The 16465-nt window shown below is 60.0% G+C and carries 13 protein-coding genes; 5 read left to right on the top strand and 8 right to left on the bottom strand.

Annotated features, from left to right (window positions below):
* Positions 1 to 25: 25 nt before the first annotated feature.
* Positions 26 to 2023, bottom strand: coding sequence for a putative bifunctional diguanylate cyclase/phosphodiesterase (locus ACMUVN_RS29935; RefSeq protein ID WP_063473473.1), 1998 nt, complete (start codon positions 2021 to 2023; stop codon positions 26 to 28).
* Between the two features lie 180 nt (positions 2024 to 2203).
* Here ACMUVN_RS29935 and ACMUVN_RS29940 point away from each other — a divergent pair, with 180 nt between their 5' ends.
* Complete coding sequence (locus tag ACMUVN_RS29940; protein ID WP_028756995.1) at positions 2204 to 3241, top strand: class I SAM-dependent methyltransferase; 1038 nt, start codon at positions 2204 to 2206, stop codon at positions 3239 to 3241.
* Positions 3242 to 3364: 123 nt separating this feature from the next.
* Here ACMUVN_RS29940 and ACMUVN_RS29945 read toward each other — a convergent pair whose 3' ends face one another.
* Together ACMUVN_RS29945 and ACMUVN_RS29950 are read right to left on the bottom strand one after the other, a co-directional pair.
* Positions 3365 to 4111: an SDR family NAD(P)-dependent oxidoreductase gene (locus ACMUVN_RS29945; protein WP_063473474.1), complete on the bottom strand. Its 747-nt coding sequence runs from the start codon at positions 4109 to 4111 to the stop codon at positions 3365 to 3367.
* 36 nt (positions 4112 to 4147) lie between these two features.
* Positions 4148 to 4540: a DoxX family protein gene (locus ACMUVN_RS29950; RefSeq protein WP_097544994.1), complete on the bottom strand. Its 393-nt coding sequence runs from the start codon at positions 4538 to 4540 to the stop codon at positions 4148 to 4150.
* A gap of 154 nt (positions 4541 to 4694) precedes the next feature.
* Here ACMUVN_RS29950 and ACMUVN_RS29955 point away from each other — a divergent pair, with 154 nt between their 5' ends.
* Entirely contained in the window at positions 4695 to 5072 is a 378-nt protein-coding gene (locus ACMUVN_RS29955) for a winged helix-turn-helix transcriptional regulator (protein WP_028756998.1), read from the top strand.
* Positions 5073 to 5127: 55 nt separating this feature from the next.
* Here ACMUVN_RS29955 and ACMUVN_RS29960 read toward each other — a convergent pair whose 3' ends face one another.
* Complete coding sequence (locus tag ACMUVN_RS29960; protein WP_063473475.1) at positions 5128 to 5622, bottom strand: Lrp/AsnC family transcriptional regulator; 495 nt, start codon at positions 5620 to 5622, stop codon at positions 5128 to 5130.
* Between the two features lie 173 nt (positions 5623 to 5795).
* Between ACMUVN_RS29960 and ACMUVN_RS29965 the strand changes: the two genes are divergently transcribed.
* Positions 5796 to 6002 (top strand): hypothetical protein, encoded by a 207-nt coding sequence (locus ACMUVN_RS29965; RefSeq protein ID WP_414815866.1) that lies wholly within the window; start codon positions 5796 to 5798, stop codon positions 6000 to 6002.
* Positions 6003 to 6030: 28 nt separating this feature from the next.
* On the top strand, positions 6031 to 9738 hold the full coding sequence (gene putA / locus ACMUVN_RS29970) for a trifunctional transcriptional regulator/proline dehydrogenase/L-glutamate gamma-semialdehyde dehydrogenase (RefSeq protein WP_063473476.1): 3708 nt from the start codon (positions 6031 to 6033) through the stop codon (positions 9736 to 9738).
* A 421-nt stretch (positions 9739 to 10159) separates the two neighbouring features.
* On the opposite strand, the gene ACMUVN_RS29975 is transcribed toward putA, so the two are convergent.
* The 4 genes from ACMUVN_RS29975 to ACMUVN_RS29990 are packed head-to-tail and all read right to left on the bottom strand — an operon-like array spanning position 10160 to position 14730.
* Positions 10160 to 11359, bottom strand: a complete 1200-nt coding sequence (locus ACMUVN_RS29975; RefSeq protein ID WP_063473477.1) for a mandelate racemase/muconate lactonizing enzyme family protein — start codon at positions 11357 to 11359, stop codon at positions 10160 to 10162.
* A 17-nt stretch (positions 11360 to 11376) separates the two neighbouring features.
* Positions 11377 to 12738 carry a mandelate racemase/muconate lactonizing enzyme family protein gene (locus ACMUVN_RS29980; RefSeq protein WP_048338738.1) on the bottom strand — a complete coding sequence of 454 codons (1362 nt, stop codon included), beginning with the start codon at positions 12736 to 12738 and terminating at the stop codon, positions 11377 to 11379.
* 59 nt (positions 12739 to 12797) lie between these two features.
* Complete coding sequence (locus tag ACMUVN_RS29985) at positions 12798 to 13964, bottom strand: mandelate racemase/muconate lactonizing enzyme family protein (RefSeq protein WP_414815867.1); 1167 nt, start codon at positions 13962 to 13964, stop codon at positions 12798 to 12800.
* Between the two features lie 55 nt (positions 13965 to 14019).
* A complete protein-coding gene (locus tag ACMUVN_RS29990) occupies positions 14020 to 14730 on the bottom strand; it encodes a GntR family transcriptional regulator (RefSeq protein ID WP_028757005.1) in 711 nt (236 codons plus the stop codon).
* 209 nt (positions 14731 to 14939) lie between these two features.
* Here ACMUVN_RS29990 and ACMUVN_RS29995 point away from each other — a divergent pair, with 209 nt between their 5' ends.
* Positions 14940 to 16418 (top strand): ABC transporter substrate-binding protein, encoded by a 1479-nt coding sequence (locus tag ACMUVN_RS29995; protein WP_028757006.1) that lies wholly within the window; start codon positions 14940 to 14942, stop codon positions 16416 to 16418.
* Positions 16419 to 16465: the final 47 nt, after the last annotated feature.

Consider the following 16465-nt stretch of genomic DNA (forward strand, 5'->3'; position numbering starts at 1 on the left):
AGCAACCGGAAACCGTGAGATCGAGTTATGCCGCGCTCAGAAGTTCAGCGCTAACCGGCATTCCCATATGAAAGCCCTGGACACGGTCGATGCGAAGATCCTTGAGAAGGGAAAATTGTGCTGCAGTTTCGACGCCTTCCACCAGGATCGTATTCCCACGATTGCGGATGAGAGCAATCATGTCCTGAAGCATCATCAAACCGCGTGGGTTCGAGCTGTCGTGCAGGAAGGTTCTATCGACCTTGACCGTCTGAAACTCGATTGCCCTCAACCAGGAGAGACCCGCGAAGCCGCAGCCGAAGTCATCAAGCCAGATTTCGACGCCGAGTGCCCGCAGATCGGCAATGCATTTCAGCACCTCCGACTGCATATCCATGTCCAGGCCCTCAGTGACTTCCAAGGCCAGTCGCGACCCACAGACCCCGCACCGAGCAAGGATATCAGCGACACTGGCAGCAAAGCCGGGGGAACGCAGTTGTATTGGCGATACGTTGACGCTGACGGTAGCCATCCGATCGGTCATCAGTATATCACGGCATGCCGTCTCGATCGCCCACCTGCCCAGTTCGAGGATAGCGCCACTTCGTTCTGCAACGGGAATGAACGTCTTCGGCGAAACCGCGGTGCCGTCCGGCATCCTGAGGCGCATCAAAGCCTCGACAGCTCTTGGTTTCTCGTTCGTCACGTCGAAGATCGGTTGGTACACCAGCGAGACCAGTTTGCGATCAATGGCGGCCGCCAGCAGCGGGACGAGTTTACCAGCATAGTCGTCGGGGCGAGGCAACAACGGATCAAAACTACGAATGCAGTTTCGGCCACTTGCTTTGGCATTGTAGAGAGCGAGGTCGGCTTCACGGACTATTCGTTCAACTTTCTCTCCAAGTTTCTCGCGGGTGAAGGCGACGCCGATGCTGACGGTTACGATCGACATATCATCTGGTCGCTCGTCGTGAGCAATCGCCAGAGACTCGACTTCCATTCTGATCTTCTCGGCGAGAACCATCGCGACCTTGGGGAGGGCAGCCGGCACGACCACGATAAATTCCTCGCCACCATACCTGCCGATCATGCCATCTGACGACTCTACAAGTGCCTTCAGCGCATTGGCGATGACAGTCAGGCATCGGTCTCCTTCCTGATGTCCGTAGCGGTCATTGAAGCGTTTGAAAAAGTCGACGTCGATGAGGAACACGGAGAAGTCGCGGCGTTCGTCTTTCCAAGCGGCCCAGCATTCGTCGAGTCGCCGATCCAGCGCGCGTCTGTTGCTTATGCCTGTCAGGTAGTCAGTATGTGAAAGCTCGAGCAGGGACCTTCCGCGCTCGGACGCTTCCCAGTGCTGGTGGCGCGCCTCCGCCGCGTTCAGCAACACGTTTCGACGCTCCACGTTCAAGCGCCAATTGACGAAAGACGTGAAGACAAAGCACGAAATGTAGAACAACCCGAAGGCAAGCTTGTAGGTTTGGCTTGAAGGAAAAAATTCCTCGATCGTAACGAAAAATGCGCATAGAACGAGGCTCGAGGTGATCACCGAAAGCCGAAACGGGAAACTGAAAAAAAGGTTGGCGCCCATCATGAAGATGGCGCCGAATATCATGTAGTATGACATGGCGGTGACGTCGCGGGTGGCAATCGCCGGGTACAGCCAGCCCACATAGCCCACAAGCAGCGCAGCGGCACATGTGATGTCAAGCCAGACGGTTTTCGCATTTGCCAGTCGCAAGATTTCGAAAGCCAGCAGAGCGACCGTTGCAACGACGAATCGCGCGGCGATCGTCACAGGGGCAACATCGGGGATCAGCCATCGGTCTGGAAGTGCGAAGGCCACATAAACGGCGACCGCCATCCAAAGACCATGCCGTGAGCTCTGCCTTCGGACAGCATCATTTTCAGATTTCAGAGACTTGAGGGCCTCGGCAAATGAAAAGCTGGCGGTTGGTTCGTCGCGCTGGACGTTAGCGCAAGCCGCGATCATGCAACAACACCGGTCTGACAACGATCTAAAGTAAGTTGAAAAGTAAGCCATACTTCGGCGCCCTCCAAAATCACGTTCGGCAACCTGCAACCGGTTTGTCTTATTGCTTAGCTTTGTTAGAGGGGTGGCATCTGACCCGCAATAGTAGAAATACCCTTATCCCGTGTAGATTCTAGTCGCATCCTATTTCGAGGTTGATTATGCTTAATGCTATGTCAAAGAGGTCTCGAAATGGTACAAAGCCTGGTCTTGGACGGTGAAAGTCTTGTCGCGCCAGGTGAAATTCGTCGGGCGGCAAGGAGGCTTGCTGCCCCAGATCCCGGCCACCTTATCGTTGCGAGTGCCGAGCTTGCCCTCAGCCTTGACGTGTCGATCCGTCAGTTCAAATCCGGCGTCGAGCCTCATGCGATCATCGAGCGTCTGACCGCCGCCTTGCATCAGATACGGCGGCGCTTTCATCCGGAGGTATGGGACGTCATCGTTCCGATCGCGCAATCTCATCCAGTTGCTCACTATCTTCATCAAGATCCATTGACCCGCTGGTCGTTCGAAAAGCCGCGCGGCTATTCTGGCGACGCACGCCTTCTCGACTTCATCTACGGCAGACCTGAGATTGAGGACGCTGTCTTATCGGCCAGCAACTTGGGCCGTTCGATCTACGCCTACACTCGAAATGCTTCGTCATCCCTAGCGGTAAGGGAGCGTCGAGACATTCTGGCTCGCCGCGTTGACGAAATCGCTTCGGCGCGGCCTGGTTCCACCGAAGTCCTCGCCATCGCGGCGGGGCATCTTCGTGAGGGGCCTTTGTCGCACGCTCTCGGTGCCGGCGCGATCAAACGCTGGGTGGCTTTGGATCAAGACCCGATGAGCGTTGGAACCGTAGCCCGCGATTTCGCCGGCACATCCGTCGAGGCGATGAGCGGTTCGGTCAAATCCCTGATCGGTGGAAGACATGCGCTGGGAATGTTCGATTTCGTCTATGCCGCAGGTCTCTACGACTATTTGCCGGACCCGGTCGCCGTAAAGTTGACCAAGAAGTGCATCAGCATGCTCAAGCCTGGCGGCACATTCCTGTTCGCCAATTTCTCTCCGGAGACGGAGGTCGATGGCTATATGGAGACATTTATGAACTGGGCGCTGCTGTTGCGGTCAGAACGAGAGATGGGCTTGATCGCCGGTGAAAGCGTGACGGGGACGGATATGAAGGTGTCTGTTTGGTCCGGCTCAAACCGCAGCATTGTCTACTGTGAAATTCAAAGACCGCATTAGGCCCCACGTTGGCTCGACGGCTTGCCGAACTTCAGCGCCTGCTCGGCCGCCAAGGTCGCGCTGCGCTGGACAACGGGGCGCAACATGCTGCGCCCCTTGCTCATCGACGGTTGCCGAGGACTGTTACCGAGCGCTGTCGATGATTGCGCCGCCGTCGGGGGTAAGGCTGTAGCCCGTGATGAACTGCGAATCCTTGCTGGCCAGGAACAGCACCACCGGCGCAATGTCGTCTTCCGGCGAGCCGAAACGCGCGAGCGCGCTCATCGGCGGAGGAACCTCCTTTTCCGCAGCCCCCCAGGTGTCGGCGATCGGCAGGACGTTGTTGACGGTGATCTTGTCCGCACCCCATTCGCGCGCCGCCGTGCGGGTCAGGGCGCGCACCGCCTCCTTGGCCATGTTGTACGGACCATAACCAGCCAACCCGCTGGTGCCGGCCATCGAGCCGAAATTGATGATCCGGCCTTCTCCGCTTTCCCTCAGATGAGGATAGCAAGCCTGCATGAAGCGCAGATAGGCGATCGGCCCAGTGTCGAAGTTGCGTTGCAGTTGTTCGACTGAGAGGTCGATGACCGACGACAAGACCGCGGAGCCATCGAAAGCATTGTTCACGAGAATGTCGATGCGGCCGTAGGCAGCGACAACCTTGTCCACCGCGGCCGTGATCTGATCGGCCTCTCCGACGTCGCAGACGGTGCCGAGTGCTGCGCCGCCCGCTTCGACGATTTCAGCGACAACGCGTTCGACGCTTTCGGATGTCCGCGAAAGAATTGCGACCTTCGCGCCTTCGGCCGCAAACAACTTTGCCGTGGCACGGCCAATGCCGCGGCTTGCGCCTGTGACGATGGCAATTTTTCCATTGAGTCGACCCATTTCTATCTCCTTGATTTGGGTTGGGATTATCGGACCTCAGTGCGCAGTGGCCTGGACGTAAGGGGAGGGGACGTCGCGGGCGTCGTTCTGCGTCATGAATGAGGTGACCAGCAGCGCCAGGCCGACCGCCGCTGGCAGAGCGCCGGCGGGTTTTCGAACGCCGACATGGGCGAGGCCCGACAGCAGCAGGTGAAAGAAGATGCCGGCATAGGCGAGATCGCTGAGCGGCACGCTGACGCGGGAAAGGATCGCGGCCGGGCCGAGAACCTTGATGATGATCATGAACGGAATGAGATAGGAAGCTTGGAATCCGAGTTCCGCCAGAACCTGGCGAACCCAGTCTCGCTTGGTGACATAGATGGCGGCTGAGGCGAGGTAGAGCACGGATAGAAGCGCCGTGCTGATCCAGTACACGTAAAATTCAGGCATGAGTTCATCCCTGTCGCTGCCCACGCAGCAACATTCCTCTCGTCGAGTCTGTCGGTTTGTTTTTGGGAGGCGCCTTTCTGCGCTCCCTTGTGCACGCAGAGAAATGTCGTCTAAGATTCATATTTGCAAGTAGGATGAATTACTTGCTGTTAGTATGGAAAAGCAGACCATGGTTGAAGAAGAAGGCAATATGCATGAGGAGATGCGTCGCGCATTCGCGTTGCTTTCGGGAAAATGGAAGCTGGAAATCATGTGGCTGCTCAATCAGCGGGTCTATCGGTTTGGCGAATTGAGGAAGGCTATTCCCGGCATCACCCAGCACATGCTGACGGCGCAACTTCGTGAGCTCGAAGCAGACGGCCTCGTGTCCCGCACCATCTTTGCGGAGGTTCCTCCGCGCGTCGAATATGAGATCACACAAAAGGCGCGGGGCCTCGGCCCCACCATGGAAGCTTTGACGGCATGGTGGAACGAGTACGGCAAGAGCGTGCCGGTGAAGCCGAGCGCACGCGGCCGGAAAGCCAGGGCATGATGCTAAAAAGTGCGCGCGGTCTTGAACTGCGCCGGGCCGGTCGCCGGCAATAGGTTCACGAAAGACTCGAACCGAACTTGTCCCAGCCTTCCTTGATCGTCTCCATCGCGACATTGGTCGATGTGTTGGCAACGTGGGGCAGCGTCGAGATGCGCTCGCCGAGGACGCGGCGGTAGCGGCCGATATCGCGTGTGCGGATCTTGAGCAGATAGTCGAACCTGCCGGCGATCATGTGGCACTCTTCGACTTCCCTGATCTTCTTGATGGCGTCGTTGAAGCTTTTCAGCGCATCTTCGCGGGTATCGGAAAGCTTCACCTCGACGAAAGCGATATGGTCGAGCTGCATTTTCGATGGATTGAGGACGGCCTTGAAGCCCTCGATATAGCCGTCGCTGATGAGCCGCTTGAAGCGGATCTGGCACGGCGTCTTCGAGAGGCCGACACGCGCCGCGAGATCGGTGATCGACAGTCTGCCGTCCTCGGCAAGAGCCGCGAGGATTTTTCTGTCGAACTGGTCCAATTCACTAAAGATGTCAGGTTCAGTAGCCATTTTAACTCTCAAGAATGCTTTAATAAGTTCATACAGGCTGAAAGCTGCGAAAATCAAGTGAGATCGCGATCGGCGATCTGTGATACCTTATGCATCGGCAATGGGATGGAAGGCGCAGGCGCTCGACGCATCGTCGGGATCGCATCGGCGCCGCAGGAAAAATGGGGTCACGCATGCGTAGGGAAGAACCGGATGACGATCAGAAGCTGGACCTGCTCGCTCACTACCGGCCGGTGGCGATAAGAGCGGTTGCAGCGGCGCTCACCCTCAAGCGCAACAGGCCGGATGCGCGTCCGCTTCGCGAGACGGAATATTCCAGCCCTGTTGTCTCGGACGACGCTGACTGGGACGATGAACCCGGCGTCTCATTCATCCGTTAAAACCAGATATCGACCGATAGGGACCTTCATGTTGAACGCAGCGATCGACACTCCTCCATCCAAAGACCCCGCCGACGGAGCGCCGTTCTCGGCCTTTGCGCCACCGATCCGGCCGCAATCCGACCTTCGCCAGGCGATCACGGCAGCCTATCGCCGGCCGGAAACCGAATGCCTGCCGCCGCTGGTCGCCGCCGCGCGCGTCTCCGAGGCGAAACGCTATGACATCCGCAGCACGGGCCGCAGCCTGATCGAGGCCTTGCGCGCCAAGCACAAGGGCACCGGTGTCGAAGGGCTGGTGCAGGAATATTCGCTCTCCAGCCAGGAAGGCGTGGCGCTCATGTGTCTTGCCGAAGCGCTGTTGCGCATTCCCGATACCGACACGCGGGACGCGCTGATCCGCGACAAGATTGCCGAAGGCAACTGGACCTCCCATATCGGCGGCGGAAAATCCCTGTTCGTTAACGCCGCCACCTGGGGTCTCGTCGTCACCGGCAAACTGACATCGACGGTCAACGACCGGAGCCTGTCGGCAGCCCTGACGCGGCTGATCGCGCGCGCCGGCGAGCCGGTTATCCGTCGCGGCGTCGATATGGCGATGCGCATGATGGGCGAGCAGTTCGTCACCGGCGAGACGATCGCAGAGGCGCTGAAACGCGCTCGGCCGCTCGAAGCGCGCGGCTTCCGCTATTCCTACGACATGCTGGGCGAAGCCGCGACGACTGCCGCGGACGCCGAGCGTTATTTCAAGGATTATGAAAAGGCGATCCACGCCATCGGCAAGGCGTCGGACGGGCGCGGCATCTATGACGGCCCCGGCATCTCGATCAAGCTTTCGGCCCTGCATCCGCGCTACGTGAGGTCGCAGGCCGACCGGGTGATGGGAGAGCTGCTGCCGAAAGTCAAGGCGCTGGCCGTTCTCGCCAAGACTTATGATATCGGCCTCAATATCGATGCGGAGGAGGCTGATCGGCTGGAGCTTTCGCTAGACCTCCTCGAAGAGCTTTGCTTTGCCCCGGAGCTTGCCGGATGGAACGGGCTGGGCTTCGTCGTGCAGGCCTATGGCAAGCGCTGCCCCTTCGTCCTCGACTACATCATCGATCTGGCACGCCGGTCCGGGCGCCGGATCATGGTCCGTCTCGTCAAGGGCGCCTATTGGGATGCGGAGATCAAGCGCGCCCAGCTGGACGGTCTCGACGACTATCCGGTCTATACCCGCAAGATTTACACCGACGTCGCCTATGTCGCCTGCGCGCGCAAGCTGCTGAACGCGCCCGATGCGGTGTTCCCGCAATTCGCCACGCATAATGCGCAGACGCTTGCCACGATCTATCACCTGGCCGGTCCCGACTTCGCGGTCGGCAAATATGAGTTCCAATGCCTGCATGGCATGGGCGAACCGCTCTATGACGAGGTCGTCGGCAAGGAAAAACTCGACCGGCCCTGCCGCATCTATGCGCCTGTCGGAACGCATGAGACGCTGCTCGCCTATCTGGTGCGGCGCCTTCTCGAAAACGGCGCCAATTCCTCCTTCGTGCACCGCATCTCCGATCCGAATGTCTCGGTCGAGGCCCTGGTCGCCGATCCTGCCGAGATCGTCGCAGCCATGCCCGTCGTTGGCCTTCCGCACATCCAGATCGCCTCGCCAAAGGCTCTTTACGGCAGTGCCCGCGCCAATTCCGACGGCCTGGATCTCTCGAATGAGGCCACCCTCCTGGACCTGTCGCAGGCGCTCGCCTCTACCGCGGCTGCCCCATGGCGTGCGCTTCCCCTCCTTGCCGACGGCTCGACGGATGGGGTGACGCGCGAGGTTCTCAATCCTGCCGATCACCGGGACGTCGTCGGCACGGTCACGGAAGTGAAGGTCGAGGAGGCAGCCCGTATCGTTGCGATGGCCGCGGAACATGCGCCGCAATGGGCGGCCGTGCCGCCGGCCGAGCGTGCGGCCTGCCTGGATCGGGCGGCCGACATCATGCAGGCCCGCATCAAGACGCTGATGGGCATCGTCATGCGCGAAGCCGGCAAATCCGCGGCCAATGCCGTCGGCGAGGTGCGCGAGGCGATCGACTTCCTGCGCTACTATGCCGATCAGGCACGCAAGACCCTCGGGCCGTCGCATGCGCCGCTCGGCCCGATCGTCTGTATCAGCCCGTGGAATTTTCCGCTGGCGATTTTCACCGGACAGGTCGCCGCAGCCTTGGTGGCCGGCAATCCCGTGCTTGCCAAACCTGCCGGCGTCACGCCGATCATCGCCTCGGAGAGTGTGAAGATCCTCCACGAGGCGGGTGTGCCGGTGGGTGTCCTGCAGTTCGTGCCCGGCAGCGGCCGCCTCGGCGCCGGCATGGTCGGGGCTCCGGAAACGGCAGGCGTCATGTTTACCGGGTCGACCGAAGTGGCTCGCATGATCCAGGCGCAGCTGGCAGAACGGCTGTCGGCGACCGGCAAGCCGATTCCGCTGATCGCCGAGACGGGCGGTCAGAACGGTATGATCGTCGACTCCTCGGCATTGGCCGAGCAAGTGGTGGCCGACGTCATTGCCTCGGCTTTCGACAGCGCCGGCCAGCGCTGCTCTGCGCTTCGCGTTCTCTGCCTTCAGGACGATGTGGCCGACAGGACCCTCAATATGCTGAAGGGCGCCTTCCGGGAACTGACGATCGGCCGCACCGATCGGCTGAGCATCGATGTCGGCCCTGTCATCAATGACGGCGCAAAGGCGGAGATCGACCAGCATATCGAGAAGATGCGCGGCGCCGGCCGCAAGGTGGATCAGCTGCCGCTGCCCGAAAGTGCCGCGGCGGGGACGTTCGTTCCGCCGACGATCATCGAAATCAAGTCCTTGTCGGACCTGACGAGAGAGATCTTCGGACCGGTTCTGCATGTCGTCCGCTTCAAGCGAAACGGGCTCGACCGCTTGATCGACGACATCAACGCATCGGGTTACGGCCTCACATTCGGACTTCACACTCGGCTTGATGAAACGATCGCGCATGTGACCAGTCGCATCAAGGCCGGAAACCTCTACGTCAACCGCAACATCATCGGCGCGGTCGTCGGCGTGCAGCCTTTCGGTGGTCGCGGCTTGTCAGGCACAGGGCCGAAGGCCGGTGGTCCGCTCTATATCGGCCGGCTGGTGCAGCGTGCGCCCGTGCCGCCGCAGCAGGACTCCGTTCACACGGATCTCGCCCTTCGCGACTATATTGTCTGGCTCGACAAGAAGGGCTTGCCGGGTGAGGGGGAAGCGGCGCGTGGATATGCGAGCCGTTCGGCACTCGGGCTCGAACGCGAGCTCACCGGTCCGGTCGGCGAGCGCAATCTCTACGCGCTCCATCCCCGCGGCCGTATTCTTATCGTGCCGCAGACGGAAGGCGGGCTTCATCGACAGATCGCCGCAGCCCTTTCAACCGGCAACCGCATCGTCGTGGATGCGGGTTCCCTATCCAAATCGGTCCTGGCGGACCTTCCGGCGGCTGTCGCCGGCCGGATTTCCTGGACATCGGATTGGGAAAAGGACGGGCCGTTCTCGGGCGCGCTCGTGGAAGGCGATCGCGAAAGGGTTCTGGCCGTCAATCAGAAGATCGCTCACCTGCCCGGTCCGCTTCTGCTGGTCCAGGCGGCGACAACCGAGGAACTGGCAAGCGACCCCGAGGCCTATTGCCTGAATTGGCTGCTGGAGGAGGTGTCGACGTCGATCAACACGGCGGCTGCCGGCGGCAATGCAAGTCTGATGGCCATTGGCTGAGCAGCAAAACGAGGGCGCAAAAAATGCGCCCTCGGCCGCGTCTTGCAGGTCTCGATTAACTCGAGACGGAAAAGAGGTCCTCTTCCCGGGATTCAATCTCGATGCCTCGGCTTATCAGAGCGACGGGCGGCGATCCCGTCGCGACACGGTATTGGTGGCGTGAGGACAGACGATTGGAAAGGTAGTTTCAGGCAGGATTCGCACTGGTGACCCAACGATGCGGTTTACTGCTAAGAGATTGGTGTTCATCTGCCTCGTCTGGAGCGACCGTCGCCGGGCTCGAGGTCGTACTTACAGGCCGTTATCGGTGACCGCTGCTCAAGCGCAGCGAGGAGTTGCTTGCAGGTCCGCGGGGAGCACGATCTCCTTTCCCATACCGGCGGGCCTTACTGCGATTCACGTCATGCCGGTGGAGGGAGATTCAGTCGAAGAAGCCCGCATCCTCTTCCCTGAGATATCTCCTGGCCGCTTCGGCGTCGATATCCAGCCCCAGCCCCGGCGCTTCCAGTAGGTCCACCATGCTGTCCTTCACGATCTGCGGCGGCAAGCCGACGACCAGATCCTCCCACCAGGGGTCGCTGGCGCTCGGATATTCGAACGCGATGTAATTTGCGGGCAGGGTGGCGCAGACATTGATCAACGCGCCGAGGCCTAGCAGGCCGTTGGCGACCCCGTGCGGTGCCATCAGGATCGAGTGCATGTAGGCGTGTTCGGCGACCCATTTGAGTTCGGCAATACCGCCAATATCGGCTGGATCTGGGCCGATGACGCGCACCGCCTGCGTCTCGATCAGTTCCTTGAAATTGTGCCGCAGGTAGATCTGCTCACCAGTGTGGATTGGCGTGGAGGTGGAGGTTGTCAGTTCCCGATAGGCCTGCGGATTGACCCACGGTACATAGTCGCCAGTCAGCATGTCCTCGAGCCACATCAAATTGTACTTCTCGACCGCGCGAGCGAATTTGATCGCATCGGGCAGCATCCAGCCCGGGCCGCAGTCGAGCGCCAGGCTGACCTTGTCGCCCAGCACTTCCTTCATCGCGATCACGCAGTCGAGCATGTGGTTGAAACCGCGCTCGCTGATCATGCCCTGATCCATGGCGCCGTGATAGCCGGCCTTCTGCTGCGTCACGCCGTAGTGGAAACCCTCAATGGTGTCCTTCATGTTGGAGTGAAACGAGATTCCTTGCTTGATCATGAAGAAGTTCTGCGGCTGCTCCATCATCCATTTGACGTCAGCGGCGTAATCTTCCGGCCGGTCGCCCGTGCGTTTCCGGCGGATCGAGCCGTTGTAGACGCGCACCTTGTCGCGCACCTTGCCGCCGAGCAGTTTATAGGCGGGCACGCCCGCGGCCTTGCCGGCAATGTCCCACAGCGCATGCTCGATAGCGCTCACCGCCGCACCGTACGGCTTGAATGAGCCGCGTTGGCGGATCTTCAGCATCACTCTCTCGACGTCGGTCGGGTCCTCGCCGATCAGCGCCTCACGGAAGTGCAGCACCCAGGGCTTGAGGTAGGACTTGGTGAACTCGACTTCGCCCAAGCCATAGAGACCCTCGTCCGTGACGATGCGAACGATCGGGTGTTTGCCGATAACGGCGCATCGCAGATCGGTGATCTTCATCTTGGTTCCTTTTCGCCTCAGCTCCAGGTGCGATCCCAGGAATATTCATCGTCCCAGTGATCCGTGGGCTGCCAGATGCCGGTGACACCCGGCTGTAGATGCTGCGAGATCACCTCGTCGACGACGTCGTCAATTCCCAGGCCCGGCTTGTCCGGAACAGTGATAAAGCCGTCCTTCACGAGCGGCTTGGGAAGGCCGGTGACGATATCGTCCCACCAGTCGACATCGACAGAGTGGTATTCGAGCGCCATGAAATTTTCGGTCGCGGTCGCCACATGTGCGGCAGCCATTGCGGCGATCGGACTTTCCGCCATGTGGATAGCCATGGCGACACCATGGTCCTGCGCCATATCGCCGATCTTCTTGGTCTCGAGGATGCCCCCGCTGGTGAGCAGGTCCGGATGGATAACGGAGAGGCCGCTGCTTTTGAGCAGGGGCTCGAAGCCCTCCTTGAGGTATATGTCCTCGCCGGTGCAGATCGGCACCGTGGTTGCGTCCTGCAACTGTCGGTACTGCTCGGTGTACTGCCACGGGATCACATCCTCGAGCCAGGCTGGCACGTATTTTTCGATACGCCTGGCGAGGCGAATGCCGTTCTGCACTGAGATGTGGCCGATGTGGTCGATGGCAAGCGGAATATCCATGCCGATGACCTCACGAACCTCGGCAATGTATTGCTCAAGGAAGTCGAGGCCCTTGTCGGAAAAGTGGAGGCCGGTAAACGGGTGCGGGACGTTATGCACATCGTATGCCGCGTTGCGGATGCGGCGCTCTTCAATGGTCTTCAGCGGGCCGCGGCCGGGGTGGTCACGGTATCCTTCAAGCGAGCCGGCAGGAGACACGACCGCACCGGGCACATCCGCAATCTGCATCAGCCCCAGATCCATCTTGAGGAAGGTGAACCCCAGCTCCATGCGTTGCTTGAGGCGCCTGCCGGTCTCTGTGCCGCTCGGCACGGTGGCGTCGGTGTCGCAATAGACGCGCACTTTCTCCCGAAACCGGCCGCCGAGCATCTGGTAGATGGGGACGCCATAGGCCTTGCCGGCAAGATCCCACAAGGCGATTTCAACCGCCGATACACCGCCGCCTTGCCGCCCGTGCCCGCCGAACTGCTTGATCCGGCGAAACAGGCGGTCGATGTTGCAAGGATTCTCGCCAAGCAACCGGCTCTTCAGCATCAGCGCGTAGGTGGCGCTGGCACCGTCGCGCACCTCGCCAAGCCCGACGATGCCCTGGTTGGTGTAGATCTTGAGCAGCACTGAGGTGAACGGCGCGCCGACAATTTCGGCTACCCGCATATCGGTAATGCGAAGGTCGGACGGCTTGGAATGCGTATTCACCCGATTGAGCGCTTCGTCGGCTTCATCTGCCTCTGGCATGATTTATCCTCGTTCTGTCGGCGGGTTCGCCGCGCACGGCTGCGCGGTATAGAGCGTTGTTAATCCAGCTCTATCTCGTGGCTTTGAAGGTAATCGCGGTTCATTTCGACGCCGAGACCAGGTCTCGGTGTAAGCTTGAGGCTGCCGTTCGAAACATCGAGTGGCCTGTCGATGAGGTGATCGTATTTGCCCAGGTTCCACTCCGAGGTTTCGAGTTTGTAGAAGTTGGGAACGGTCATCATCACCTGTGCTCCTGCAACCGCGTTGATCGGTCCTGCGGCGTCGTGCGGCGAGACCGGGATGTAGTAGGCTTCGCACAGGGCAGAAATCTTCTTGAGTTCGGTAATGCCGCCGGTCCAGGTGACGTCAGGCATGATGTAGTCGGCGAGCTTGTTTTCGAGCACCGGCACGAAATCCCACTTCGTGTGGCCGCGCTCGCCCCACGAGATCGCGGCACTGACCTTCTCCCGGACCTGCTTGAGGGCGTTGAGGCTCTCGGGCGGGCAGGGCTCCTCGAACCAGTCGATCTGACCGGCTTCCTCGAGGCTCCGACAGAGGCGAATGGCGGTGGGAACGTCGAAGCGGCCATGCGCATCGATGAGAATGTCGACATCAGAGCCCGCCGTTTCGCGGATGAGTGACGTGAGTTCGGCGGCCTCGCGCTCGTCCTTGCGGGTCATGCTGCCATCAAGGTAGCCGTCCCGCTGTTCGCGGGACTGGCCATCGGCGGTGCGGCCCTGGTGGGGAAAAGGATCGAACTTGAGCGCCGTGTGGCCGGACTCGACGATGTCTCTAATTTCGCGGACCACAGCCTCCTTGCTGGTAAATTTGGCCTGGTTGGGATGGGTGTAGAGCGCGATTTCATCGCGTACCGGTCCGCCCAACAGCTCGTAAATCGGCTTACCAAGAACTTTGCCTCGGATGTCCCAAAGGGCGATGTCGATGGCGCTTACGCATTCGACTGCGGCGCCGCGACTGCCCATATAGGTGAAGCTGCGGAATATCTTGTGCCAAAGATATTCGATACGCGCCGGGTCCTCGCCTGTTACCGCGGCACCGATCTGCCGCAGCATCGTGCAGAGGGCGCGGTTGGCGAGCCTTGTCGTGGTGGTGATCTCTCCCCAGCCGCTCACCCCCTCGTCGGTTGTCACTTCGACGAACAGAAACTCTCCCCAATAAGAAGCATCGGATCTGATTAACCACGGCCGAACGCTGGTGATTTTCATCTCAATTGCCTTTGTCTGAATTGGCCGGGAGAACGATATTCCCGGGCCTTGCAGTCTATCCTGCCCGAGCCGCGTTCCGCGCCCGCATGTGTTCGAGGATGTGCCGGCCGGAGCCTTCGACATGGCGTGCAATGAGTTCGCCTGCCTCGTTGGCGTTTCCCGCTTTTACATGCGCAATGAGTTCGCGATGCTCGCTCAGGATCGCGGCACGCCGGGCGAGCGTGAAGTTGAAACGCCGGCTCACGGCTCGAAGCACTTCGCGATGCTTCCACCAAAGCTCGGCGGCGTGGCGGTTGTAGTGCCTTTGGTACATTATGGTGTGAAAGGCGGTGTCCAGCTCGCTGTGCCTCAACGTGTCGGCGAAGTCGTTCTCTTCAATCAGGCCTTGGATGCGTTCGAGTTCGGCAATGTCCTCGACGGTGGCCATATTCACGAACCATCGCGTCAGGGCCGGCTCGATCAAGACTCCGATCTCGTAGATGTCCCGAACAAAATCCTGATCGATGGGCCGGACGCGCGCTCCGCGGTTGGGAACGAAGGTGACGAAGCCCTCTCCGCGCAACAGTTGCAGAGCCTCGCGCACGGGGTTGGTCGAAGTGCCGTGGCGCCGAGCGAGATCGGTGACCACAAGCCGTTCGTTGGCAGCGAGCCGCCCCTCGATGATGTCTTCCCTGATCAGTTGATAAAGCGAGGCACCCTCGCTGGAGGCCCCGATAGCGTCAATCCCTTCGGGCGGCTGCGCTTTAAAATCGCTTGTTTCGGCCAAGGCTGTCCCCAATAAATACACATATTGCTCGGATATCACGCGATCTTTCCATAAACAATGTACGATTTCGCTAGTTGACAGGCAATCTATGATCTGAAAACGTATGATAAGCTCGAAAGGATACATTTGGCCGTAAATGTCCCGCGGCCGCGAGCAAAGACCGCTCGCCTCGACGCAGAGCGGCATGGGAGAGAACCTGGAGGATACCTATGACGAGGATTTCACTCGGCGGTGCCGTCCTGCGCGGCACTGTCTCTACTGCTTTGATGGTATCGTTGATGTCCGCGTCTGCGCTGGGTGCGCCGGTCGACTTGAGCAAGTGGTCGCCGGAATATGTGCGCTCCATTGCCGGCACGCAGGATTTTGACACGGCGGGCGATTGCGCCAAGGTCACCCCGCTCGACTACAAGGGGCGACTGACTTTCTGGTATCAGGGCGTGTTCGAGGGCGACCCCGACCTCCTGCGCCAGTATTACAAGGAGTTCTTCGAGACCTTCCGCAAAACCTATCCAAATATCCAGCTTGAGGAACAAGCCCTCACCTATAACGACCTTCTGGACAAGTTCCGGACCGCGCTCCTTGGTAATGCAGCGCCCATGGCGGTCCGCCTGCAAATCCTGGGCGGCACCGAGTTCGCCTCAAAAGGCTATCTGCAGCCGCTCAAACCCGAGGATGTCGGGTATTCGACCGAGGACTTCTGGCCGGGCGCAATGAAGGCCGTGACCTGGGAGGACGTGACCTACGGCATTCCCACCAACAACGAGACGATGGCGTTCATCTGGAACGCCGATATCTTCAAGCGGGCAGGCCTCGATCCGGACAAGGCTCCGGCAACGTGGGACGATGTCGTCAAGTATTCCAAACAGATCCACGACAAGCTCGGCATTGCCGGTTACGGCCTCGTGGCTCGCAAGAATGCCGGCAATACGCCGTATCGCTTCATGCCGCAGCTGTGGGCCTATGGCGGCGGCGTCTTCGACGAAGCCACCGCGAGCCCGACCTATAAGCAGGTCGAGCTCAATAGCCCGCAGAGCAAGGCGGCGCTGCAAGCCTCCTACGATATGTATGTTCGCGACAAGTCGGTTCCGGTTTCGGCACTCACCAACCAGCAGGCAGATAACCAGCCCCTCTTCCTCGCTGGCCAGCTCGGCATGATGATCTCGCACCCGTCCGACTACAACGTCATGCTCGACCTGCAGAAAAAAGCGACGGCTACCGACAAGGACAAGGCGCAGACCGTCATCGACAACATGCGCTACGGCCTGATCCCGACCGGCCCCGATGGCAAGCGTGCCGTCGTGTTTGGCGGCTCGAACATTCACATCCTGAAGCCCGAATATGTCGAGGGCGGCAAGGTGGACGAGCCGGCTGCAAAGGCGATCATCTGCATGTGGACGAGCCCCGAATGGTCGCTGAAGATGGCCTATGCCGGCTCGAACCCGGGAAACCTCAACGGCTTCAAGACCAAATGGATGAAGGAACGTCTTGATAACATCAAGTTCCTCGATGTCACGACCTCGATGCTGCCATACGGCATTCCGTTCCCGGCGCTGCCGCAGTCCCCCGAGATCATGAATATCATTGTCCCAGACATGCTGCAGAATGCCCTGACCGGAGCCATGACCGTCGACCAGGCAGCGGACGACGCGGCCAAGAAGGTAAAAGAGCTGATGGACGGCGGACTCTAGTCCAGGCCTGACCACGACCTGACCGGCTGCGCCGAGAGTGCAGCCGG

Origin of the sequence: Rhizobium sp. IY2, assembly GCF_047532935.1 — a bacterium.
In the GTDB taxonomy this organism is placed as follows: Bacteria; Pseudomonadota; Alphaproteobacteria; order Rhizobiales; family Rhizobiaceae; genus Rhizobium; species Rhizobium anhuiense.